Below are 22,737 nucleotides of genomic sequence, written 5' to 3'. Positions count from 1 at the left end.
TGTTCCTTCTAAATGTTTATGTTTAACAATCAGTTGTTCACACGAGCCAACACTCTATACAAATAATCTCCATGTCCCTTCACCAAAGTTACTTCTTGTTCATTAGTTATCCAGTAAAATGAAAATTCTAAGCCTGCTTCGTTTACACCTGTCGGACAATGCTTCCAGGAATCTCGATGTTCATTTGCCGTTAAATGATAAAAATAGCGTTTTTGTAATAGCCCTGAATGATGATTAAAATAATCCTGGGCAATTAACCCCTTTACTTCTAAAAAAGATAAACCTGTTTCTTCAAACATCTCTCGCGTTACTGCCTCTAGTGGCGTTTCCCCTTCCTCTACCGTGCCTTTAGGAATTTGAATTCCTGCTCCTTCTGTATTTTGCTCAAATACTAGCACTTGTAACTGACCCTCATGCTCTCTCGTAATATAGCCAAATGCCTTTTCAACAACTTGCATGAAGTCATCTCCTTTCGCGTCATTTAATGTTACAATAAATAGAAAAATTGGAATTGCAGGTGAAAAGTATTGATATCAATTATACGGCATATGCAAAAGAATGACATCATTTCTGTACAAGAAATTGCCAAAAAGAGTTGGCATCAAACATACAAGGGAATTATCCCAATTGAAATTCAAAATCGTTTTTTACAAGCTGCTTATAGTAGTGATCAATTACTAAGTCGTTTAGAAAAAAGTCTATTTTTAGTTGCTATACTTGAAGAATCACTAGTAGGCTTTGCAAATTTTTCAAATGTTGTAGAGGGTGAAGCAACACTTTACTCCATCTATTTACTTCCAGAAATTCAGGGCACAGGAATTGGTACAGCCCTATTACAGGAAGGGATCAAAATGCTTCCAGATTTAACATCACTTTTAGTTTGTGTAGAAAAGGAAAACACAAAGGGCATGAACTTTTATCAAGCGAAGGGCTTCAAGAAATTGGAGGAGTTTGATGAGCTATTTGATGGTCATTTATTAAAAACAGTTAAACTAGGGTTAAATATAACTTAGTGTAACGGAGCTTTAACTTACCCCGTTACACATTTTTTACGTCATCTTTTGCTAGATTAATTTGCTCTGATTGGATGACAAGTGCTGTTAACCCTGAATTACTGCCAGACTCATGTGCTTCGCCTGTTTGCCAAAGAACACCTTCTCCAGTTTTTATAAATACTTTCTCTTGATCCTCACCACAAACCCATCCTTCACCTTGAATTACAATAAATAACTGCGGTACAGGCGCCTTATGCATCCCAACGACACCACCAGGCTCTATATACATGAAGCCAATATTTGTAGGCTCCTCTGTTTTCATGATTTTCCTATAAAAAGCATCTATCGATTGATAATTAGTAATTTGGTTAGCCAATTTTTGTGTGAAATTATATTTTTTCATGTAAGGATTTCCCTTCAAATTTTTACTACTATCTTGTACATTAAAATATCATCTATATATTCATTGTCTTGTAGCTTAATTTCATTTATTTTTCTTCCTTCTTCAACAAATCCCATCTTTTTATAGAGCGCAATAGCCCTTTCGTTCGTTGAAAATACACCAAGACTAATTTTTTCGATATAAGGGTTGTGCTCTGCCCATTCTAGTAGCTTTTCGATTAAGCGTTTGCCAATCCCAAGACCACGATATTTATTAAGCACCATCATACCAAATGTACCTGTATGTGCTAATCGTTTTCTTTGCGGCGATTGAAATACAAGCCACCCAACTATTTTCCCTTGATATTGTGCGATAAAAATTGTTTCTCGTTCATTTGTTATTTTCGCTTGTATCCATTCTCTTTGCTCATCTACCGTTCGCTGAAATTCATCTATTGTCGTGATTAAGTAAGTTTCTTCTGCTAAAACTTCTTTCTGAATTTCCAACAAGGCTTCAGCATCTTCTTGAGAAGCAACCCTAATTTTGATATTTTCTGTCATTAATCCCCTCTCCTTTTTACTGTTCCGATTGTTATAGCATCCTGTTCTTTTTTGCTGTTTGAGAATTTACACCCTTAGTTTAAACATTCGTATATTGGAGAAAATTAACCGTATTAGTATAGGACGTTATCTTCATAATAAAAATGACTCCCTCATTATTTGTGTTAAAGACTATATATAAAATAATAGTTGGATAAATTTACAATTTCAAGAAAATAAAAAACCCAGAATATTTTCTGGGCTTGATGACACTTACTTTTCTAGCTGATTAAAACTGACGGGCTTTTGCTTCACTTCTCAATATACGGTTATGGAGGGTAATCTCCGTTTCACCATTTACTTGAGATTTTGAGCGTTTAATCCTTGACCAGTTGCGGTGGATTTTCTGAGATTTTGGGTCTAATTGTTCGAACCTACTCATTTGCCATCCTCCTCATCAATATAGACTTCATAAGTGAAACCTTTTTTAGTATGACCTTACAATTAATAATTATTCAATTTCCCATCACCATTATCCCCAAACTTCTTGCAATGTGCTTCTAAATAACGCATCTAATTTTTGTGTAGGATCATCGACTTTAACATGAAGATTTTTACAGTATGTCTCAATATGCAGTATTTCTTTATCTAAATATTCATTGATACTGTCAATTCGCGGCTCCATCTTTAGTTCATCACCTGCCATTTTTCTCTGTAAAAGTTGCTGAATTTCCGTTTTTAAAGGGCCCTCAGAAATTATTTCATTTAACAATTCCTGAAAATCAATTGGTGGAACCGTATTTTTTTGTTCGATCCATTTACATGCTAAGATTGGTCTTAGGACATAGAAATATTTTTTTATTTTTACTTCTGAGCTCTGTAAATACTCACGATAATTGTTTTTCGCCATATTTAAATAGTGATATAAGCTTGCATTTGGATAAAATACTTCTCTTTCTAATGATCGTACATTGTCAATAAATGAATATTGTTGGTCATAAATAATATTGCTTCGTAACCATTCTAAAAGAGGTGGATTACTTTTGCGAAATAACCTTAGTGCTTTTGTTATTTCCCATCCACTAATATCCAACAAATCATTGATTGGTACTTCTATAACATCCCTCTTTGCGCCAATTCCTTGAGGGTCGATTGAAAGATACCACTGAGGTTGATGTATATATATGAAACGAACATCATAATCACTATCCTTAGATGGAAATCCCCAAGCACGACTACCAGATTCTACAGCATATAAAATTTTCACTTGATACTCATTTTCAATTTCTTTTAATTTACTTAGTATAATTTCCTTCATATAAATACCACTTTCCTAATTTAGTTTTATCAATTATGCCTCGGCATAATTGGCTCCGATACCGGCTTTGTGCTTTAGCCTGCAAATGCTTCTTGTGCGAAAGCGCAGTGCTAACGTAGCGACAGCAACAGATGTTTCTTATGCGAAAGAACATGGTGTGGTAGACTCTGTACCTGTCGCTACGCTTTCGGTACAAAAAAATATCGCTTAAAGAAGTTAAAGCATTTGTCTTGTATCAATTATACCTGTTTTATCACATATCCTAAGTTGGTTTCGACCGCTTTCCTTTGCAATATAAAGTGCTTGATCCGCCTTGTCAAGTAGCTCGTAAAATGTTGAAACATTTTCAGAATCACCGTATCCTGCAATGCCAATACTCACTGTCACATTGATCTCAAAATCCGCAGTATAGGGATGATCTTCAACATGTTGCCGAACTCTTTCCGCAATTTTCACCGCACTCTCTAGCGTAGTATTTGGAGATAAAATGACAAACTCCTCTCCCCCATACCTTGTAACAATATCGATTTTTCGCACAGAATTTGTAATAATGTTTGCGACATGCTTTAGCACTTCATCACCGATTAAATGTCCATAGGTATCATTAACCTTTTTGAAAAAATCAATGTCAATCGCTATACATGAACAATGGTGTTGTTCTTCTACACATTTCTGAAAGACAAGCTCCCCCTGCTCAATCAAATAACGACGATTATACAGCTTCGTCAATTGACAGGTAATCGATAATTCTTTCAGTAAAATAGTATCTTTTCTCACTTTGTCGCTCATTTCATTGAAGGACGCACAAAGCTCCTGAAATTCTTGCGCGTATGGTGTCAGCTGTTGGTCATTTATTTGATATTCATAAAAACCTTGTTCTACCTTTCTCACACCTGTTAGAAGCTGCTGGATAGGTTCTTCAATTCTTTTAGAGAGATGTAACATCATTTTTATCATAAAAAATGACCCTACTACTAAACAAATGGTTATCCATAAAATTCTATTGATTAATGGTTTATAGGCCTCAAGCAGACCAATTTCTGATATAACAAACCATTTCCCTCCATTTATAGGCTTACTTTTAGCAAGAACCCACTTATTATTCGCGTCTTTATAAAGCTTGAGGCCGCTTGTTTTATTTTTTAAAGCTGCGTTTAGGATATGGTCATCAACTAAATAATTTCCTGAAGACCGTTGTTGTTTATTGTTAAATTCAGAGAGCATAGTACCTTCTTGGTCAATAATATAAGCATGACCTAAAAAGCCTACTCTCGATTCTTGCAGCAATTGATTGATGATATCTAAATTTACTGCGCCAAAAACTACACCATTGAATTGTTGCTGTGCATTAAGAATCGGTGAAGCAAATGCAATAATAGGCTGCTTTGTAACTTTACTTATTAAAATATCTGTTATGTATGGTTGTTTCGTTTTTTTAGCAACTTGAAAATACTTTCGGTCATTAACATCCACGCTAACACCATTTTTACTGTATTCAGTAACTGTATCAACTTGCACGATGCCCTCTTTATTGACGAATATTAAGTCTGTGAAATTTGTTTTTTCTTTAAAATCTTGAAAAAATTTTTGTGATTTTTGAAAATTATAGTCCTTGACAAAATCAAAATTAGCTATTGTATGTATATCACTGGATCGCTCTGCTAACCAGCTTTCAAAAAAATAGGATTGAGCATTCAAATAATGTTTCATTTCTTCATTTTGATGTTGAATGGTTTGTCGATATTCAATATAAAGCGTTGGAATAAAAATACAAAGACCAGTAATAAAAGTGATCCATACAAGCGCTCGATGAAGCTGACCTTTTATTGTGTTTGGCTGTGGAAATTTTTTTAAAACCCTCAAAACACTAACCTCCAAATTAATCTAAACATTTCCTTAAAATGGGCAATAAATAGTAATTTATTCATTAAAAATACCACAACCTTGAAATTACGGCAGTGATAAATTTAACTTTTTCAGAAAATGTTTTGGTAGCGAAAGCAAAGAGACAGCTACAATTATGCAGAGGAATAATTAATCAGTATATAAAATTTATTGCAACAAAATTTGGAGATTATATTAATATAGCCGCAACAATGGCACTATTGTCAAAGAGGTATAGCCGTGTAAAAGTGGCATATCAAAGACTATTTATATTACATAACTAGTTTCCACTATTAATAGATCCATTAATACTATTGGGCTTATCATAAAAATTAATCTCTTCATTTCAAACTCCTTCTATAATCATTACTAAATTCCCTTAAGTTAATAAACCTAACGTTTTGAGTGTTGGATTCATTTAAAACATTGTAAACAGCTTCAGTAATAATTAAATTACCGTACCAGTTATTAAAGTAGAAAATATCACTACCATCCCACTCTTTTTCATCTACGCTTAACCCTTCTCAAATTTAAGACCTCACAAATATAAGCTGAACTAATCCGAATTAGTTCAGCTTTTTAAATAAATTGTTATAATGTTGCACATTTATAAAAATCAAGAAACGTTTTTTTGCTGTTTATTATTTTATGATTTTCCAAAACTCTGCTTCATAGCTTTTATTATTAAATTCAACAGATGTTTGTGTTTTCGCAAAATTCTCACCAACGTCTATCTTATTTAACTGATTTTGTAATGGTGAGCCAAATGAAAATTCCATTTGCAAATCAGTAAGGTTAAACAAAATTGAATGTACTGTTCCAAAGCCTTCTTTGTAATTATGGACAGACAATCCATTAGGGAACTCTGTTAAAAGAAGTTCTTGGATTTCATCTATAGATCTTTTTCCACTTTCTTTAAATTTCTCCTCTAAAATATTGTATCTTAATTGAGAATGCTCGAGCTTGCCAGGCTCCATTTCTTGTATTGTGGAAAATAGTCCGTGGTTAGTTGCAATAAGATAATCTAGTTCTGCACGTTTAACCTCTTTTATTCCGTCATATGTTCCAATCAAAGCTGCATCGCCATCCGCATCAGCAATAAGTAAATTCATATTCGTTCCTACTGGCATAGTGTTAACCATATAAATTGCTTCTTCTACATTTCTGCAATTTTCTAACAGCGCTCTAACAATAACCATAAACTGTAATCCAGGTACTACTGGTGGTCTCATACCAGGATATTTGCCAATGGGCATGCCACAAGATGCATATGCAACACATAGTCCCTTCTCATTTAAACCTTCACTTCGACCGAATGTCGAAACTGAAAATCCTGTATGAGCATATTTCCCCTCAACACGAGTAGTACATAAGCGCATATCCGAAATATCAGGCGATAAATCATAATTTCTTAAAACATATGTTTTACCATCTGCCATTTTTCCAGGTAAAATAGCCCCTAAACTACATCCCCCAGGTATTAACCATGCATTTTGATAAAAATTTAGTTGTTCAGGCGCATAGCCAAAGCCTTCTGCAAAGCCTTCTAATTCTTTATTTAAACCTGGGCAATACTGCTCTATTTGTGCTTTCATTTCTAAATAAGCGTTGTCAGCAGTTAAATTTTCCGTAAAGAATAGCGATTTTGCAAAAGGATTCTTTTGAAACTCTCGCGCTTGATGTTGTCCAATCTCATATGAACTACCTTTAAGAAATGCAAACTGTCCTGTATTTGTTTTCATCGATATACCCCATTCTATATTTAAGTTGCAAGACATTTCTTACCTTGCTAAATACAGAATAAAGTCTCCAGCTACTGGAGAGTTTAGCTAGTTTCTTAGTTTCACAAATACTTTTGTCAAAAAATCATTTGGATGTAGCTCAATATTTGGTTTAATATTAATTGGATTTACAACTTCAGTTGGGATTAAACCTATTATGTACTGCTCCATAAATGTCCCTTCTGCCTGAAGGGATTGCTCAGTCAGCCATTCCTGCAAGCGACTATAGCCAAAATGTAACTCTGAATACGGTCCCGTTACATTTATACAAGCATACTTGCCTTCTGATATTACTTTAGTATACTCCCCTTGTTGAGTTGCTTTTACTGGTAACAGTAGTTCAACATCTGCTATATTTTGGTTCCTTTCTCTTTCGTGAAAAATTGCAACAAGCGCCCCCTCTATCTCAAATTGATACGCATATATTCGTTCAAATAATTTTTGTACTAGCTTATCCATTTCTATAATATGTATCTTTTCACGGATAGAAAACACCTGTATGTTTGGACGTTCTTCTATGTAACAACTTGATAATATTGGCTTTGACTTTGGATTAAACGTCTCAGTGTTCCTAATTGAATGTTTCACTTGGACAATATTTTGAAGTTGTTCAGCGATTACTTTTTGTTGGTGCTCTAATTCCTGAACTTTTTTATTTAATCTTATCTCTAAATCTTGCTTATCACTTTTCCCTTTAATAATCTGTTCAATTTCGTTTAATGAAAAATGGCAATGTTTAAGTACCTGTATAGTATTTAGTTCTTTCATTTTATCGTAATCATAATAACGATAGCCCGTCACTTCTTCTATCAAGGATGGTTCGAGTAACCCAAGATCGCTATAATAACGAATCGTTTTTACAGGAACATTACACAGTTTCGAAAATTTCCCAATGCTATACATAATAAAACCTTCTTTTTAATTTAGTTGATTTCGATTCATCGTACTTTTAAGAAACACCTGTTTGTTTCATAAAGTTTAATACATCGTGCTTGAATTGAACAGAGTAAGCTTATTTTGTTAGTTGGAAAAACTATTTTAAAAAAGTTAGAGGAAATTGAGAGAATGCGTCGTTAAGCCTCTTAAAGTAATAAAGTAGTTATAAATAACAATTTAGTTTTGTTTAATCATTTTAATACGTTATATTATCCTAGAATTTTGAAAGATTACAATAAGTTTGTTATGCATATATCAAGAAGTGTTTGAAATTAAAAAGGAGATTTTAAGTTATGAAAAAAAAATTTCTATTAATTATCTTTGGTCCTTGTGGTGCGGGTAAAACTTCTATTGCTAAAGGAATTGCTTCTAATTACACTTTCCCATTAATTAGCAGAGATACTATTAAAGAATTATTATTTGATAATATAGGATGGCGTGATAGAGACTGGTGTACAAAATTAGGCAGCACAAGTTATCAATTACTTTACTTTTTTACAGATAAATTACTTGAAACAGGAAGTAGCTTTATATTAGAAAGTAACCAAATTAACTTTAAGATATTAGCAAAAAAAATAAATGATTTAAAAGATAGACATACTTATATACCTATTATTATACGCTGTTTTGCTGATAAGCAGATACTATTTGAACGAGCAATTGCAAGAGATGCTTCAGGTGAAAGACATCCTGGACACATATATCCAACAAACTATGAAGAATATAAAAAAATGTTGCTAGAATATGATGGTGAATTTAATAATGAGTTCAGTATTGAAGGACTCGATTTTGAATTTATAGATGTTGATACTACTGTCTTTGATAACAAAGTTTATGAACTACTTTATTCAAAGATTGATAAAATAATTATCTAATGAGGATTTTATATATTGAAAAGTTCTAACATTGAGTTATATCAATTCTATCCTATTAAAATGAAAGCAAGAGGCTGGGACAAAAAGAAAAAATGTTAGACCAAGATACAATGGGTCTAACATTTTTTTGATTTAGGAAAGAATATTTGAGGCGGAAAAGTTATTATTCATTTTCGCTATTTTTCAAAATAATCGAGTTCTGTCCCGCCTCTATACTTACTCCTGAAATAAAAATCGACACGCTAATTGTGCAGCAACAATTAATGCGCTTAAATTTCTACATGTTTCAGTTATGCTTAAATACTAATTAAGAGCATTACTTTTTTCCCGAATGTATTTCTCCACTTCGCGCAAGTATTCACCTTTCTACCGTGGATAGCTCAGTCTCTACCTCCATTCATAATAAACTGCTGAATGGCTGGCAGTAATTCTTTATGAAGTGGTAATGATGGGTCTGAATAGGTTGCTGCATTTTTCGTACGATCTGCTGGGGCATTTTTTAACACATGATTCATGCCGTCCATATATACAAGCTTGGCATCTGGCTTACCTTTTTTTAACGCTTCCGCATCCGTTGTAACTACTTGTAAATCGGTTGTTCCTTGAAGTATTAAAACTCGGCTATTGACTTTCGCTAACTCATTTGCAGGATTATATTTTAACCATGAAATCATATATGGTTGAACTGAAGAACGGAAGAGTGACTGTAAATCTGGAGAAACGTTCTTCACTAGCTCGCCTTTTTTCAAGGATGCAAGAGCATCTGTTGATTCTTTTAGAAGCTCTGGCGATAATTGACCTTTTAATTGCTCTAACAAAATTTCATCAGCTGGTCTACCAGAACCTGCTATAGAAACAAAGGACTCTACTTTTGTTTTTTGTGCTGCTAGTAAACCGATCAGTGAGCCTTCGCTATGTCCAATAATATGAACACTCGAATACGCTTTATCGGCTAAAAGGGTATTAATCACTTGAACTGCGTCATCTACGTATTGGTCAATCGTAATATCCTCTTCCTTAGTTAAAAGGGACTGATTATCGCCAAGTCCACGTTTATCATAGCGAACAGTAGTAATACCGTCTTTTGCTAACCCTTCCGCTATCATTTTTAAGCTATCATTTTTACCAGCTATTGCTGAATTTCCATCCTTATCAGTTGGACCAGAGCCTGCGATAATAAGTGCAACTGGAGATGGCTCCTTGCTTGCCTTTTGAAGAGCCACTGTTAACGCACCATCTTTAACAGGAATCTTAGACGTTTCATACGTAACTGGTTGTTCTTTAAATGGCTTTAAGACAAGTGGGAATTTGCCACCATTTTGTTGAAACGTTGCTGTAATTTGCCCATCTTTTAATGTTCCGTTAATGACAACAGCCGAGCCACTTAAATTAATCGAAACACTCACTTGATCACCATCGTATTTGATGCTTTTAAATGGATAATTGGATAATCCTTGCGCTGGTACTGATAATGTCCCACTATCTTTCTGCAAATCGACGATAATCGGAAGCGCTCCGTTTGGCGTTTTAATATTCCCTTCCCATTTACCTACTAGCTGTTCATTCATTTTATTGTCCTCCTTTATCTCTTTACCTTTTGTGTTGTCCTCCTTTTGTGCGCATGCTGCTAATAATAAAAGTGTACAACAAAAAAATAATAGTTTTTTCATAAAATCCTCCCTCTAAATGAAAATGACTAATAAGATCGGTAAAAATATTACAAGTAAAATGATATAGCTCCATTTATTCGCTAAATTCACAGTCCAACCAACGCCGTATTTCTTTTGCACTAATAGTGAAGGATCATTTTTATTGATGTAAACAATCCCCCATTTCCAGTATCGATCATCGTCTGCAGCTGTTTCGTTTGTCTGTAAATCATCAAAGCGCTCATTACTGTTACTTAACTTCCAAATTAACAGGATAAGTCCCCCTAAAGAGACGAACATAAAAACAATAAAAAGCGGGAAAAAGTAAGGAGCTGTTTGATTTTTTAAAATAACTGTCGTGTAATGTAAAACAACAAGAACAAATGTCATACTATAATTAATCGCAGCTAAGTACCAGCTACCATATTTACGCTGGTTAAGCTCTCGATTTGCTGAAGCTTCTTTTGCTTGTGCACTCAATTGTATTTTGGCACTTTTCATACCGATACTGATGATGAAAAAGCTAATTTGTATCCCTAGTAAAATAAGTGGCATTACAATAACTGCTAGCCATGTTTTTTCAGTCCTACCGTCTACCTCACCTGCTGCATTCCAATGGGTAGCAAAAACATCTGGGATGGCATTGTAATTCATATAGGTAAAAGTAATCAATGCTAAAGTGATAATAATCGGTAATGCGAAAAATGTAGGTGAAAGTACTTCATCTCGATCTCGAAAAGATAAATCCATCACATAAACAGTTTTTACATGCGCTTCCCAATTTTCTTGTTTTTTTAGTTTTTTTGTTTTTATATGATAAAACATATAAAGTCCAGCTGCTATGAGAAGCACGACATACAGCAAAACAAAGGATAATAAAACAAATTGCTCTTCTTGAATGAACGTAAACAGTAGTAAAATTTGACCTATAAAACATGCAACTACTATGCTCCCGACCATCATGCTGTAATGCTTTTTAAAAATAAGTAATTGTTGATGTTGCACATAAGGTTCTGGAATAGATACACCAAAGACAGTTGTTTTTCTCGCTAAATATGGTGTTACAGTTTCCAATACACCTACAAAGATAAAGATGCTTAATATAAAAAGCATATTTCCCCTACTTCCATTGTTTTAAAATTCGATGAAACAAACTTGTCATTTGATCTTTTTCGAGACCCCGTGCAATGGCCTCTGCCATAATTAGTTTTAATGCATTTTCTACTTTTTCAACTTCCGCCTCTTGCAGTTCTTTTTTTTGACCACCAATAATGATCGCCTTTGCTTTCGGCTTTAATTCGATTAAACCTTTTTCTTCAAGTTCATGATAGCTCTTACTAACCGTGCTGACATTAATCCCTAAATCTGTAGCCATTGAACGAACTGAAGGTAAAGTATCACCATTTTTTAGCTTTCCTTTAGCAATCAGCTCAATTAACTGATTCGCTAATTGTTTATAGAGCTGTAATTCACTGCTTGGATCTAAATGAATATTCATTTTACCCCTCCCATCTGTATCGCTTATCACCAAACAGAAATCTGTTATACACAGAGTAATACAGATTTCTACAAAAGTCAATTTCTCTCTAAAATGCGCAATAAAAAAGGACCCAGAAAAATTCTGGATCCCATGAACACTTATTTCTATTTGATTTGATCTGTATCGGTTTTTGCTTCTTCTTAAGATACAGCAAAACAGAATATCCTCTGCCTCACTGATTCCATAAGATTTTAGAAGCTCACCCTATACAGTTGTGGCGGACTTTCCTGAGATTCCTGGTCTTTGGGTGTTTGACTACTCATTCTACATCCTCCCAATCATTTTAGATTAATAAGTGATTCCGCTCTTAATATGAACCGTTTCGTAAATGTTTATTCATGTAATATGCAATGTTATAAAATTAAAACTCCTAAGCTTCTTCTTGAAAGATTTGTTGTGCAATGGTTAAAGCATTTTGGACACGCGGAAAACCAATGTATGGTACTAATTGTAATAATGCTTCCACAATTTCTGTCTGTGTCAAACCTGCATGTAGACCACGTTTAATATGGGTTTTTGTTTGTGGGGCAGCACCTTGAGTTACTACCGCTGTAATGACAACAAGTGCACGGCTCTTTGCATCTAGCCCTGGTCGTGAATAAACATCACCATAGGCAAATTCAATAATCATTTTGCGTAAATCTGGTGCTATGTCAGCTAGTACATCTGCCTCAATCATTCGTGCCGCTTCTTCCTTTGTTACATACTGTTTAATTGTTTCTAACCCCTTTGTAAAACGCTCATTCATTTTGACAATCCCCCCATTGTTATTTCTTTACACAAAAACCCCAATTCCGCGTCTCCAGAATTGGGGATTGTCCTTCACCTATGTAAGGGTCTCTTTTTCGTGTCACCCTCTGGCTCTAACGAAAAAGGAAAATGTTTTTTCATAGTGCCTCACTGGACAGCTTTAATGAATATCTATGCAAAAGTCACAAGGACATGCACGCTAAGTTATAGTTACGCGAGACAGGCTTTTGCCTTTTCAATTTGGGTAAGTACTTGATCAAATCCTGTTCCACCTAAAGAATGACGACGACGAACAGCAGCTTCAGGTGCTAATACATCGTAAATATCCGCTTCGATAAGCTCACTTTCTTTTTTCATGTCTGCAAGCGGTAAATCTAATAAGTAGATGCCCTGTTGAATACATGTGAATACAAGTTTTCCTGTCACTTCATGTGCTTCACGGAAAGGCATACCTTTTGTCGCTAGATAATCTGCAAGCTCCGTAGCATTGGAGAAGTCAGCGTGTACTGCCTGGTGCAAACGCTCAGTATTGACAGTCATTGTGCGAATCATACCTTCAAAGATTTTTAATGAACCAAGAATTGTCTGAACTGTATCAAACATACCTTCTTTATCTTCCTGCATATCTTTGTTGTATGTTAACGGTGTTCCTTTCAGAACCGTTAATAAGCCCATTAAGTTACCGTAAACGCGTCCCGTTTTTCCACGGATTAACTCCGCCATATCAGGATTTTTCTTTTGTGGCATAATAGAAGAACCTGTTGAGAAGGCATCATCTAATTCGATAAATTTAAATTCATCTGTCGACCACAAAATAATTTCCTCTGCAAACCGAGATAAATGCGCCATTAATAATGATGAATTACTTAAAAATTCAACGATAAAATCACGGTCACTTACTGCATCCATCGAGTTCGCATAAACTTCGCTGAAGCCTAAAAGCTCCGCGGATTTTAAGCGATCGATTGGGAAAGTAGTACCTGCCATGGCACCTGCACCTAAAGGCAGAATATCAATACGCTTAAGCGACTCCGTAAAGCGTTGTTTATCACGCTCTAACATCCAGAAATAGGCCATCAAATGATGGGCAAATGAGATTGGTTGCGCACGTTGTAAATGAGTATAGCCTGGAGCAATTGTTTCTACATGCTCCTCAGCCTTTTCAAGCAACGTCTTTTGGAATATCTCAATTAAACCGATTGTTTCCTTCACACGCTTTTTCAAGAAAATATGCATATCCGTTGCTACTTGGTCATTTCGGCTACGGCCAGTGTGCAGCTTACCACCTACAGGACCAATTAAATCAATGAGCATTTTTTCCAAATTTAAGTGGATATCTTCATTAGCAACTGTAAATTCAAGCTCACCTGCTATTGCTTTTTCTTGTAATTGTGCAAGGCCACCGAGAATGGTCTCTACGTCAGCTGCTGGTAAAATTCCTGTTGCGCCAAGCATCGTAACATGTGCTACGCTACTTTCAAGGTCTTCTAGAACAAGCTGTTGGTCAAAGCCAATCGATGCGCCGAACTCGTCCACCCATGCTTCTGCTGATTTTTGGAAACGCCCGCCCCAAAGTTTTGTCATAACAGCTCACCTTTTCCTTAACTCTTTTTGAAAAAGGTGTAGTACAGCGTTTAATGCTACACTACACCCTGCTGTCAAAAGATTATTTTTTATTTACTGAAGAGTTAACCACTGTTGGCAGACCCCATAATTCGATGAAGCCTACTGCTGAAGCATGGTTGAATTGATCTTCTTTTGAATATGTTGCTAGCTTTTCACTATAAAGTGAATTTGGAGATTTACGTCCTTCCACAATTGCATGACCTTTGTAAAGCTTCACGCGCACCGTTCCGTTGACAAACTTTTGTGATTCAGCAAGGAATGATTCCAGTGCTACACGTAATGGAGAGAACCATAAGCCATCATAAATTAATTCAGATAATTTTTTCTCAATGACTGGCTTGAAGTGTGCTAACTCTTTTACAAGCGTTAAGTCTTCAAGTTCCTTATGAGCCGTTAATAGAACTTTTGCTCCTGGAATTTCATATACTTCACGGGATTTAATACCAACTAAACGGTTTTCAACGTGATCGATACGACCAACACCGTGTGCTCCAGCTACTGCGTTTAGCTCTTGAATTAAATCGGCAAGCTTCATTTCTTTACCGTTTAACGATACTGGTTTACCTGCAACGAATTCAATTTCTACGTATTCCGCTTCATCTGGAGCGTTTTCCACAGAAACTGTTAAACCGTATGCTTCTTCTGGTGGAGATACCCATGGATCTTCCATTACACCCGCTTCATTTGCACGGCCCCATAAGTTTTGGTCGATTGAGAATGGTGAATCTAATGTTGCAGGAATCGGTACATCATGTTTCATTGCATATTCGATTTCCTCATCACGGCTCCAGCCCCATTCACGTACAGGTGCTAAAACTTCCAAGTCTGGATTTAACGCTTTGATAGAAACTTCGAAACGAACTTGGTCATTACCTTTACCTGTGCAACCATGAGCTACTGCGTCCGCACCCACTTGGTTTGCAATTTCCACTAGTTTTTTAGAAATTAATGGACGAGAAAGTGCCGATACTAGTGGATATTTTTGTTCATACCAAGTATGAGCTTGTAATGAGATTAATGCATATTCTTCAGCGAATTCATCCTTCACATCTACCATATATGAGTCAATTGCTCCTACTTGAAGAGCTTTATTTTTTACAAACTCAAGGTCTTTCCCTTCACCAACATCAAGACAAACTGCAATAACGTCCCAGCCTTGTTCTTTTAACCACGGAATTGCTACAGAAGTATCAAGACCTCCTGAATATGCTAATACTACTTTTTTATTCGCCATAAAAACGCGCCTCCAATTAATCTATTAGATATGTATGTTTATACATTCATTTAAAACTTTATACACGAATAGTATCATGTTATAAAAATAAAAACAAGTGTATTTTTATAAATTTATAGACTTTTATGTTTATTGTAAAAAGTGTGTCATTACAACACTTTAAGCGCTTGTACAAACTATGAATAGTTTTTCTCGAAAAAAACGATTTTTTACGCGCAACATGAATGTATATAGTATTAATTTCGGGATAGTAAATGGCTGTTCTGCAATACGGGGAGTTGATTTCCAGATGGGGCCGCTTCACTTGCGTTGCTCGCTTCAAGGTCTCATATGTGAAGCTGATCCCGAGAAGTCGCCCATCCTTCATTCCAACTAAACGCTTCACTTATCTTGCATGTCTTTTATAATTCTTTGTTTTTAAACGCTATTAAAAAGAACCCATTGTGTAAAATGAGTTCTCATGACAACTAAAAGATAAATATTAATTTATGTGTAGTTTAGTTGGAAAACGAAACTCGATTGTTCAGTACCTCTTCACAAAGTACTCATTGTTAAGACTACAATTCAGTTTTATAGAAACTAAAAAAGCTAACATCTACAATCTGTGAATTCATTATGCACAACGGTTTTATTTGTTCTTATTAATCTACAAAAACATTTTATTAACCTTTAAGCACGTGGTCGGTTATTTTTTTAGCGATCGTTTTTTGACCATCATTATTCACTGTTAATATATCATGCTTTATCGTTACGAGAATGCCTAAACTGCGTAAGAAAAATTCATCTTCTTTTATCGCATGTAACTCAAGTGGCATTGTAGCAGGTAGGAAAATGTATAAGCGATTGTCCTCTTGTAACGCTATTTCCACTGTATGTTCAGGTTGTTCTTGGAGTTGATATTTACCTTCATAGCTCTGTAAAATTTCGACTGGTAAATGCACAGCTTTATATTGTTCAGGCTTTTTCGGTAAATGGAATTCATGTGTTTTTACTGCTTTTTCAATCGCTTCACCAATAGCTATTTCATAATCCACTTCTTGTTCTTTACTGCGTAAAAATACAAAGATTGTCTTAGATTGTGGATAAATTTTAAATGTAGTGGCATACCCAGGCCATCCACCGCTGTGCCATACACATTTCCCCAGTTGTTCATCCTCATAAATAATCCAGCCCATACCATAAGAAAAAGGTTGCTCTGCGGTAAGAGCTGAGGGCGTAAAGGCTTGCTCAAGTAAAGCTTCATCCCAAAGTTGTGCTTGAATAACAGAACGCCCTAATTTCCATAAGTCCTCTACTGTTGAATAGATTCCGCCATCGCCAGTTATATAATTTAAACAAGTAGTACTTTTCGTTTCATCAAATTCTGAAGGGTCCACATATTGCCCGGAATACACATCAAACACGTAGCCATGCGCAATTTCATTCGTAAATTGTTTTGTAAAAGTAGTGGACGTTACAGTTGTATGCATCATATTTAAAGGTTTAAATATAGCTTCATCCATAAATTCAGTAAAACTTTTATTCGCCACACGCTCGATTAAAAGAGCTAATAGGACATAACCTGTATTGCAGTATTCCATTCTCTCACCTGCTACAAATAGTCGAGGTGGTGCATATTGAATTAATAGCTGCAGAACATCTTCATTTGTGGCAGCTGTTGTTTCATCCCAATTTGAAAACAATGCCATATAATCAGGCAAACCTGATGTATGGTGTAATAAGTGGCGCACAGTAATATTTGTATAAGGTAAATTATCAAACCATTGGCTAATATCATCATCAAATGTTATTTTCTTATCTTGTACTAAAAGTAAAATTCCCAATGCTGTAATCGGCTTCGATACAGAAGCTAAGTTAAAACGTTGATGAAGTCCCATGGGCGCGTGTGTTTCTATTGAAGCTTCGCCATAGGCACCTTGCAATATAATTGTCTCATCTTGTGCAAGTAAAACAGTACCATTAAACGTATTTTCAAGCTGTTTTTTTACTTTATTCCAATCCATTTTCAATTTCCTCCTCAACAATTTGATATAAGCGCTGGATTAAACTACGCAATTGTTCTAAATTTTCCACAGGCATTTTACTATAAATTTTATCAAGAATAAGCTTATTAATTTGTTCATCCCGATGATAATATGCCTCTCCGTTTTCAGCTAACAGAACAACCACTTCCCTGCGATTATTTGGGTTAATATCGCGTTTAAGGTAGTTTTCTTTTTCAAGTCTCGCTACTATTTGACTCACAGCACTTGGAGAGATTTCCATATAGTGCGCAATTTCACCCATTGTACATTTTTTATGCTTGTGTACATAATCAATTACCATCGTTTGTTTCATCGATAAATCATCTTTAAATAGAGCTTCTTGAGCCTTCGCTAATTTTACATTCATTTCATAAGTATATTGATTAATGTCATCGACAATTTGTTTTATATTTTCAGTCATCTTTACCAGCCTTAATATTTTAGTTAACTTAAATGTTAATCTAAATGAAATGTATTGTCAACAAATGGGTGTTTTTAGAAATTTCATCATTATTACATGTGGTTGATTTCCCAGAGGGCGTCCGATGCAAATGAAGGTCCATAAAAAAACTGTAAACACTCAACTTGAGTACGTTTACAGTTTAACTTCTTTCAGTAATTATTTTCAGTAGCGACAGTTACAATTCTGCTGAGGCATAATTGACTAACCTATTTTTTATTGAAAAATGACTTACCTAAAAATTCAACAGTTGCAGGTGCCATTGCATACAGCTTGCTTGTTAACCCCATGACCCTTGGTAAATTAACCTCTCGAACTGGTCGTTCAATCGTTTTTACTGTAGCTTGTGCCACTTCTTCAGCTGTAAGTAAAAATCTTCCTAAAGACTCGCGATAGCCACTTTCATCACTCGCCTTATCTAAAAATGGTGTATCGATTGGACCTGGATGTATCGCCGTAACTTTAACATTATACGGAGCAAGTTCCATGCGAAGCCCATTTGTAAAACCGACAATCGCATGCTTTGTAGCAGCATAAACACTAGCCTTAGGTGTCGCTACCTTTCCTGCCTGTGAGCCGATGAAGATTAATTGACCTTGCTGACGTTGTATCATAGGTTCTGCTAGACGTTTTGCTAAATACATCGGTACACTGACATTTAGCTCTACCATTTGTCTAATCGCTTCATCTGCTAAGTCTGTTGCATTGCCAAATTTACCTACCCCTGCAGATAAAATAGCTACATCAAGAGGCGGTAGTTGTGCGCATACTTCATCGATTGTAGCTAAATTAATTAAATCTGCTTGGATCACATTGGCGCCTATGCGTTCTAATGCTTTTAATGCAACCGCATTGCGTCCTGTTGCATAAACTGTATGACCCTGTGCTACTAATAATTCTGTAATTTTCAATCCTACACCACTTGTTGCACCTGTAACGAAGATGGTCTTTTTATTCATGTTCATATTTAAACCTACTTCCTTTGAAATAAATAGATACCTTCTTCCGTTTTAGTTGATGTAATGAAATTGTTAGCCTCTAAGTAATCTAAATAGCCGAGCGTTTTGGACAACGTCAGACCAAACTGACGCTGAAAAACAGCTGGGTAAAAGCGCTTCGTTACTTGTACAGCAGTTAATGGTTCATCTCCAAATAATTCACAAACCTTCAAAGATTGCTGATGCTGCCGTTCTAGTCGTTTATCAATTAAATCAGGAATATTCTCTAGCTCAGCACCATGTCCTGTATACATCTTTTTTACGGGTAATCGACGTAAAATTTCTAGTGATTCATTATATTGTAGTAACGATTTAGTACGTCCTAATGTACGGTCTAGTGGTGGCTCAATTAATGGGTTTGGCGTTATTTTTGCAAGCAATAAATCTCCACCTATTACATCATGAGTTTTTTCATCCCAGAATATTAAGTGACTTTGTGCGTGTCCTAAAGTTTCAATAGCCTTTAATCCTGGATGTCCTGGCACTTCATCTCCATCGTTAAGTATTTGTGTTAAAGGGCGTTCACCTACAAGCTCTATTTCACGGCGGACATGGACACTCGGCTGGATATATTGTTGAGGAACTCCGTGCTCAAATAAGCGCTCACTGTAAAACTGCACATGGTAACGTAAAAAATCCTCGTCATGACGAAGCCATTTATCATTATATGCATGCCCTAAAATTTCTGCGTTCGGAAAGGCATCCACCCAACCTGCATGGTCTGGATGATGATGGGTTAACACAACCTGTTCAATATCTCGCATATCAAAGCCCATTGCTCGAATACCCCTTTTAAGTGCTTCATAGGCTTCCATTGTTTTTGGACCAACATCAAAAATGGTCAATGCATCTCCTTTTACAACAAATGCATTCACATCTCCTACTTCATAGGGTGTTGGTATTTCTATTTTGTGTATAGACAAAAGCTGTTTCCCCCTTTAATGCAACTAGTGAATACCTATTCATTCTATTTTACAAGTTTTTCTTCTTTTCGTCACCCTCCTGTTGACAGGTTGACGTATTATTAATATAATTTTGAATAATCTAATTATTATCGTGCGTTGATGAAGCCAAGTACGTAATTGGTGAAGGTGTCTTAGAGAGTGTTACATTTGCTGAAAGTGACACATCACCCGCTCCCATTACCGAACCTACTTCTGAGCAGTTATGAAAACATAACCGTTTCCCTTGCGATAAAAGGGCTATGAGTTGTGCCAATTGGCAAACAAAGGTGGTACCGCGGAAACAACAGCGTTTTCGTCCTTCTTTATAAGGACGGGAGCGCTTTTTTTTATCTTCATTTCAGCAGATATTTGGGTAGCGAAAGAAGCGGCAGCTACAAATGTCTTCTGTAGCGAAAGCGAAGCGGCAGCTACAATTGCGCCAAGGCGAAATTGATTTCGAGAACTGGAGGTTTTATCATGAAAAAAATACTATTTATTGGTGCAGGCTCTATGGCAGAGGCATTGATTCAAGGCTGGATTAAACAAAAGGTATTTACAGCACAAGAAATTTACGTCACCAATCGCACAGACAAGGAACGCTTACAATTTTTACACGACACATATAATGTAAATAGCAATTTTGATGATGCTATTTATCAGCAGGCTGATTTAGTCATTCTAGCGATGAAACCAAAAGATGCCGTTGTAGCGATGCGTGAGCTAAAGCCTAAAATTACAGAGCAATCAGCCGTACTTTCTATTTTAGCTGGTATTGCCATTACTACTATTACAGAACATTTAGGTGCTCGTCCAGTCGCACGCGTTATGCCTAATACTTCTGCGACTATTGGGATGTCTGCGAGCGGGATTGCCTTTAATGACGAAGTAACAGCAGAACAACGCGCTCTTTTCTTACAGCTTTTAGAGGCGATTGGTTCAGTTATTGAGGTAGATGAGGATCAATTACATGCTGTAACTGCCCTTTCCGGGAGTGGGCCAGCATATATTTATTATTTAATGGAGGCATTTGAACGGGTTGGTACAAAGGTCGGTCTCTCGAAGGATACAGTACGACTATTAATGACACAAACACTTGCTGGTACTGCAGAAATGCTGAAGCAATCCGTCGATGAGCCTGATGTATTACGCCAAAAAGTAACCAGTCCGGGCGGTACAACAGAAGCTGGAATTAAAGCTCTTGAGCAATATCAATTTAATGAAGCCATTGAAGCATGCATTAAAGAAGCTGAAGCTCGATCTCGATTACTTGCAAATAGTAAATAATGTATGCCAAAATAAAGTATATCACTAGGGATTAGGGGGCTTTAAATTGGCTAAATTATTCGAACCTTATCAATTGCAAAATATCACTTTAAAAAACCGTGTAGTGATGGCGCCGATGTGTATGTACTCGGCACAGGATGATGGACTTGTCACACCTTTCCACCAAGTACATTATGCAACGCGGGCTGCTGGTCAAGTTGGTTTAATTATTGTCGAAGCTACAAGTGTTGTACCAGAGGGTCGTATTTCTAGTAACGATCTTGGTATTTGGAATGACGCTCATATTGAAGGTTTAAGTCAATTAGTTCAAGGAATGAAAGTATACGGAGCAAAAGCTGGCATACAGCTGGCACACGCTGGACGTAAAGCAACTGTAGATGGAGAAATATTTGCCCCATCAGCTATTGCATTTAGCGATGCTTTTAAAACGCCAACTGAAATGACACTAGAAGACATTGAATATGTTGTAGAAGCATTTACACAAGCAGCTGTCCGGGCAGCTAAAGCAGGCTTTGACGTTCTTGAAATCCATGGAGCACATGGCTACTTAATAAGTGAATTTTTATCACCAGCAACGAATAAACGCAATGACCAATACGGTGGCTCTCAAGAAAATCGTTATCGATTATTACGTCAAGTCATCGATGCTATTCGAAGTGTTTGGGATGGCCCTTTACTTGTACGCGTTTCCGCTGAGGACTATGCAGAAGATGGTACAACAATGGATGATTTCATTGTCTTCAGCCGTTGGATGAAATCACAGGGAGTCGATTTAGTGGATGTTTCTACAGGTGGCGTCGTGCAAGCCCATATTAATGTTTTTCCAGGCTACCAAGTAACGCATGCTGAAGCGATTAAGCATGGTGCTGATATTCCAACTGGAGCAGTCGGCCTCATTACGACAGCTATTCAAGCAGAGGAAATTTTACAAAATAATCGTGCTGACTTAATCTTCCTAGCGCGTGTTCTTCTGCGCGAGCCCTATTGGCCACTTCATGCTGCTAAAGATTTAAGAGAAGAAGTTAAACCTCCAGTGCAATACGTACGTGGTTGGTGAAAAATAGCGATATAGCGACTATTCATCAACATATAAAAAAACAGCTTGTTGCTTTATGCTAACAAGCTGTTTTCATGTTAATAAACAGGATTTTGTTTAATTTCTTCATCAATTGCCTTCACTATCGTCTCTGCACCATCTGCCGTTATGACTTCTCCATTGACGATTGGTGAAAATCCCTACTACCTCGCTGACAGTATACTCTTTTACCAATCTAATTCTGCACGAGAAAATATTAATGGGTATGAAACAAAACAAAGTTCTCAAAGTCATCCGAGTAATCTATCCTTCTATCTTTTGCCTCAACAATGTGTTAGCATCATCACCCTCATTTTCGACGGAATATACCTATTGCTATCGAAAAAAAACGATATAAAATCTCTTTTTCCTGGAACATCGTCAAATACAATTTCATTAATCTCAGAAGTTTCCCTTCCAAGAATTTTCAAACAAAATATCTT

Annotated in this window: 23 protein-coding genes; 5 read left to right on the top strand and 18 right to left on the bottom strand. The window is 36.1% G+C overall.

Translation table 11 applies throughout. The annotated features are described in order from the left end of the window. Positions 1 to 29: 29 nt before the first annotated feature. On the bottom strand, positions 30 to 458 hold the full coding sequence (locus tag PVA17_RS10280; protein WP_274067639.1) for an NUDIX hydrolase: 429 nt from the start codon (positions 456 to 458) through the stop codon (positions 30 to 32). Between the two features lie 90 nt (positions 459 to 548). On the opposite strand from PVA17_RS10280, the gene PVA17_RS10275 reads away from it, so the two are divergent. Then, positions 549 to 1,013 carry a GNAT family N-acetyltransferase gene (locus PVA17_RS10275; protein WP_483308017.1) on the top strand — a complete coding sequence of 155 codons (465 nt, stop codon included), beginning with the start codon at positions 549 to 551 and terminating at the stop codon, positions 1,011 to 1,013. 25 nt (positions 1,014 to 1,038) lie between these two features. Here PVA17_RS10275 and PVA17_RS10270 read toward each other — a convergent pair whose 3' ends face one another. The 7 genes from PVA17_RS10270 to PVA17_RS10240 form a co-directional block, all read right to left on the bottom strand. Beyond that, complete coding sequence (locus PVA17_RS10270) at positions 1,039 to 1,398, bottom strand: cupin domain-containing protein (protein ID WP_274067637.1); 360 nt, start codon at positions 1,396 to 1,398, stop codon at positions 1,039 to 1,041. 14 nt (positions 1,399 to 1,412) lie between these two features. Next, complete coding sequence (locus PVA17_RS10265; RefSeq protein ID WP_142507042.1) at positions 1,413 to 1,937, bottom strand: GNAT family N-acetyltransferase; 525 nt, start codon at positions 1,935 to 1,937, stop codon at positions 1,413 to 1,415. A gap of 268 nt (positions 1,938 to 2,205) precedes the next feature. Continuing rightward, the gene (locus PVA17_RS10260; RefSeq protein WP_082172689.1) at positions 2,206 to 2,358 is read right to left on the bottom strand and encodes a YpzG family protein; all 153 of its coding nucleotides are present in this window, start codon (positions 2,356 to 2,358) and stop codon (positions 2,206 to 2,208) included. Between the two features lie 90 nt (positions 2,359 to 2,448). Continuing rightward, on the bottom strand, positions 2,449 to 3,234 hold the full coding sequence (locus PVA17_RS10255) for a nucleotidyltransferase domain-containing protein (protein ID WP_274067636.1): 786 nt from the start codon (positions 3,232 to 3,234) through the stop codon (positions 2,449 to 2,451). 216 nt (positions 3,235 to 3,450) lie between these two features. Then, the gene (locus PVA17_RS10250; RefSeq protein WP_274067635.1) at positions 3,451 to 5,097 is read right to left on the bottom strand and encodes a sensor domain-containing diguanylate cyclase; all 1,647 of its coding nucleotides are present in this window, start codon (positions 5,095 to 5,097) and stop codon (positions 3,451 to 3,453) included. A 662-nt stretch (positions 5,098 to 5,759) separates the two neighbouring features. Beyond that, positions 5,760 to 6,860, bottom strand: a complete 1,101-nt coding sequence (locus PVA17_RS10245) for a C45 family autoproteolytic acyltransferase/hydrolase (RefSeq protein WP_274067634.1) — start codon at positions 6,858 to 6,860, stop codon at positions 5,760 to 5,762. An 87-nt stretch (positions 6,861 to 6,947) separates the two neighbouring features. After that, a complete protein-coding gene (locus tag PVA17_RS10240) occupies positions 6,948 to 7,802 on the bottom strand; it encodes a MerR family transcriptional regulator (protein ID WP_132359897.1) in 855 nt (284 codons plus the stop codon). 326 nt (positions 7,803 to 8,128) lie between these two features. On the opposite strand from PVA17_RS10240, the gene PVA17_RS10235 reads away from it, so the two are divergent. Beyond that, positions 8,129 to 8,710, top strand: coding sequence for an AAA family ATPase (locus PVA17_RS10235; protein ID WP_274067633.1), 582 nt, complete (start codon positions 8,129 to 8,131; stop codon positions 8,708 to 8,710). A gap of 380 nt (positions 8,711 to 9,090) precedes the next feature. Here PVA17_RS10235 and PVA17_RS10230 read toward each other — a convergent pair whose 3' ends face one another. The 10 genes from PVA17_RS10230 to PVA17_RS10185 all read right to left on the bottom strand — a co-directional run bounded on the left by PVA17_RS10230 (position 9,091) and on the right by PVA17_RS10185 (position 19,914). Continuing rightward, positions 9,091 to 10,380, bottom strand: a complete 1,290-nt coding sequence (locus PVA17_RS10230; RefSeq protein WP_274067632.1) for an alpha/beta hydrolase — start codon at positions 10,378 to 10,380, stop codon at positions 9,091 to 9,093. A gap of 12 nt (positions 10,381 to 10,392) precedes the next feature. Next, the gene (locus tag PVA17_RS10225) at positions 10,393 to 11,472 is read right to left on the bottom strand and encodes a DUF1648 domain-containing protein (protein WP_274067631.1); all 1,080 of its coding nucleotides are present in this window, start codon (positions 11,470 to 11,472) and stop codon (positions 10,393 to 10,395) included. A 7-nt stretch (positions 11,473 to 11,479) separates the two neighbouring features. After that, the gene (locus PVA17_RS10220) at positions 11,480 to 11,857 is read right to left on the bottom strand and encodes a GntR family transcriptional regulator (protein WP_274067630.1); all 378 of its coding nucleotides are present in this window, start codon (positions 11,855 to 11,857) and stop codon (positions 11,480 to 11,482) included. Positions 11,858 to 12,269: 412 nt separating this feature from the next. Beyond that, the gene (locus tag PVA17_RS10215; RefSeq protein WP_274067629.1) at positions 12,270 to 12,647 is read right to left on the bottom strand and encodes a carboxymuconolactone decarboxylase family protein; all 378 of its coding nucleotides are present in this window, start codon (positions 12,645 to 12,647) and stop codon (positions 12,270 to 12,272) included. 212 nt (positions 12,648 to 12,859) lie between these two features. Next, complete coding sequence (argH, locus tag PVA17_RS10210; protein WP_274067628.1) at positions 12,860 to 14,233, bottom strand: argininosuccinate lyase; 1,374 nt, start codon at positions 14,231 to 14,233, stop codon at positions 12,860 to 12,862. An 82-nt stretch (positions 14,234 to 14,315) separates the two neighbouring features. After that, positions 14,316 to 15,509: an argininosuccinate synthase gene (locus tag PVA17_RS10205; protein WP_274067627.1), complete on the bottom strand. Its 1,194-nt coding sequence runs from the start codon at positions 15,507 to 15,509 to the stop codon at positions 14,316 to 14,318. 662 nt (positions 15,510 to 16,171) lie between these two features. After that, positions 16,172 to 17,512 carry a serine hydrolase domain-containing protein gene (locus PVA17_RS10200; RefSeq protein ID WP_274067626.1) on the bottom strand — a complete coding sequence of 447 codons (1,341 nt, stop codon included), beginning with the start codon at positions 17,510 to 17,512 and terminating at the stop codon, positions 16,172 to 16,174. Continuing rightward, positions 17,499 to 17,954, bottom strand: a complete 456-nt coding sequence (locus PVA17_RS10195; protein WP_274067625.1) for a MarR family winged helix-turn-helix transcriptional regulator — start codon at positions 17,952 to 17,954, stop codon at positions 17,499 to 17,501. Before PVA17_RS10195 ends, PVA17_RS10200 begins: the two co-directional genes overlap by 14 nt. Positions 17,955 to 18,202: 248 nt before the next feature. Beyond that, positions 18,203 to 18,958: an SDR family NAD(P)-dependent oxidoreductase gene (locus PVA17_RS10190; protein ID WP_483308016.1), complete on the bottom strand. Its 756-nt coding sequence runs from the start codon at positions 18,956 to 18,958 to the stop codon at positions 18,203 to 18,205. A gap of 8 nt (positions 18,959 to 18,966) precedes the next feature. Then, positions 18,967 to 19,914, bottom strand: coding sequence for an MBL fold metallo-hydrolase (locus PVA17_RS10185; protein ID WP_274067624.1), 948 nt, complete (start codon positions 19,912 to 19,914; stop codon positions 18,967 to 18,969). 295 nt (positions 19,915 to 20,209) lie between these two features. On the opposite strand from PVA17_RS10185, the gene PVA17_RS10180 reads away from it, so the two are divergent. Genes PVA17_RS10180 through namA form a run of 3 tightly spaced genes read left to right on the top strand, consistent with a single transcriptional unit; the run spans position 20,210 to position 22,276 of the window. Next, positions 20,210 to 20,389 carry a hypothetical protein gene (locus PVA17_RS10180; RefSeq protein ID WP_274067623.1) on the top strand — a complete coding sequence of 60 codons (180 nt, stop codon included), beginning with the start codon at positions 20,210 to 20,212 and terminating at the stop codon, positions 20,387 to 20,389. A 23-nt stretch (positions 20,390 to 20,412) separates the two neighbouring features. After that, on the top strand, positions 20,413 to 21,219 hold the full coding sequence (proC, locus tag PVA17_RS10175; RefSeq protein ID WP_274067622.1) for a pyrroline-5-carboxylate reductase: 807 nt from the start codon (positions 20,413 to 20,415) through the stop codon (positions 21,217 to 21,219). 46 nt (positions 21,220 to 21,265) lie between these two features. After that, positions 21,266 to 22,276, top strand: a complete 1,011-nt coding sequence (gene namA / locus PVA17_RS10170; protein WP_274067621.1) for an NADPH dehydrogenase NamA — start codon at positions 21,266 to 21,268, stop codon at positions 22,274 to 22,276. Positions 22,277 to 22,737 lie beyond the last annotated feature (461 nt).

Origin of the sequence: Lysinibacillus sp. CNPSo 3705, assembly GCF_028674935.1 — a bacterium.
GTDB lineage: Bacteria > Bacillota > Bacilli > Bacillales_A > Planococcaceae > Lysinibacillus.
The sequence above is the reverse complement of the archived record's forward strand: the minus strand, read 5'-3'. Positions and strand labels throughout refer to the sequence as shown.

Excerpts from the sequence above, each read along its gene's own strand:
- PVA17_RS10280 (WP_274067639.1), bottom strand. The coding sequence starts at position 458 with ATGCAAGTTGTTGAAAAGGCATTTGGCTATATTACGAGAGAGCATGAG.
- PVA17_RS10275 (WP_483308017.1), top strand. The coding sequence starts at position 549 with ATGCAAAAGAATGACATCATTTCTGTACAAGAAATTGCCAAAAAGAGT.
- PVA17_RS10270 (WP_274067637.1), bottom strand. The coding sequence starts at position 1,398 with ATGAAAAAATATAATTTCACACAAAAATTGGCTAACCAAATTACTAAT.
- PVA17_RS10265 (WP_142507042.1), bottom strand. The coding sequence starts at position 1,937 with ATGACAGAAAATATCAAAATTAGGGTTGCTTCTCAAGAAGATGCTGAA.
- PVA17_RS10260 (WP_082172689.1), bottom strand. The coding sequence starts at position 2,358 with ATGAGTAGGTTCGAACAATTAGACCCAAAATCTCAGAAAATCCACCGC.
- PVA17_RS10255 (WP_274067636.1), bottom strand. The coding sequence starts at position 3,234 with ATGAAGGAAATTATACTAAGTAAATTAAAAGAAATTGAAAATGAGTAT.
- PVA17_RS10245 (WP_274067634.1), bottom strand. The coding sequence starts at position 6,860 with ATGAAAACAAATACAGGACAGTTTGCATTTCTTAAAGGTAGTTCATAT.
- PVA17_RS10240 (WP_132359897.1), bottom strand. The coding sequence starts at position 7,802 with ATGTATAGCATTGGGAAATTTTCGAAACTGTGTAATGTTCCTGTAAAA.
- PVA17_RS10235 (WP_274067633.1), top strand. The coding sequence starts at position 8,129 with ATGAAAAAAAAATTTCTATTAATTATCTTTGGTCCTTGTGGTGCGGGT.
- PVA17_RS10230 (WP_274067632.1), bottom strand. The coding sequence starts at position 10,380 with ATGAAAAAACTATTATTTTTTTGTTGTACACTTTTATTATTAGCAGCA.
- PVA17_RS10225 (WP_274067631.1), bottom strand. The coding sequence starts at position 11,472 with ATGCTTTTTATATTAAGCATCTTTATCTTTGTAGGTGTATTGGAAACT.
- PVA17_RS10220 (WP_274067630.1), bottom strand. The coding sequence starts at position 11,857 with ATGAATATTCATTTAGATCCAAGCAGTGAATTACAGCTCTATAAACAA.
- PVA17_RS10215 (WP_274067629.1), bottom strand. The coding sequence starts at position 12,647 with ATGAATGAGCGTTTTACAAAGGGGTTAGAAACAATTAAACAGTATGTA.
- argH (WP_274067628.1), bottom strand. The coding sequence starts at position 14,233 with ATGACAAAACTTTGGGGCGGGCGTTTCCAAAAATCAGCAGAAGCATGG.
- PVA17_RS10205 (WP_274067627.1), bottom strand. The coding sequence starts at position 15,509 with ATGGCGAATAAAAAAGTAGTATTAGCATATTCAGGAGGTCTTGATACT.
- PVA17_RS10200 (WP_274067626.1), bottom strand. The coding sequence starts at position 17,512 with ATGGATTGGAATAAAGTAAAAAAACAGCTTGAAAATACGTTTAATGGT.
- PVA17_RS10195 (WP_274067625.1), bottom strand. The coding sequence starts at position 17,954 with ATGACTGAAAATATAAAACAAATTGTCGATGACATTAATCAATATACT.
- PVA17_RS10190 (WP_483308016.1), bottom strand. The coding sequence starts at position 18,958 with ATGAACATGAATAAAAAGACCATCTTCGTTACAGGTGCAACAAGTGGT.
- proC (WP_274067622.1), top strand. The coding sequence starts at position 20,413 with ATGAAAAAAATACTATTTATTGGTGCAGGCTCTATGGCAGAGGCATTG.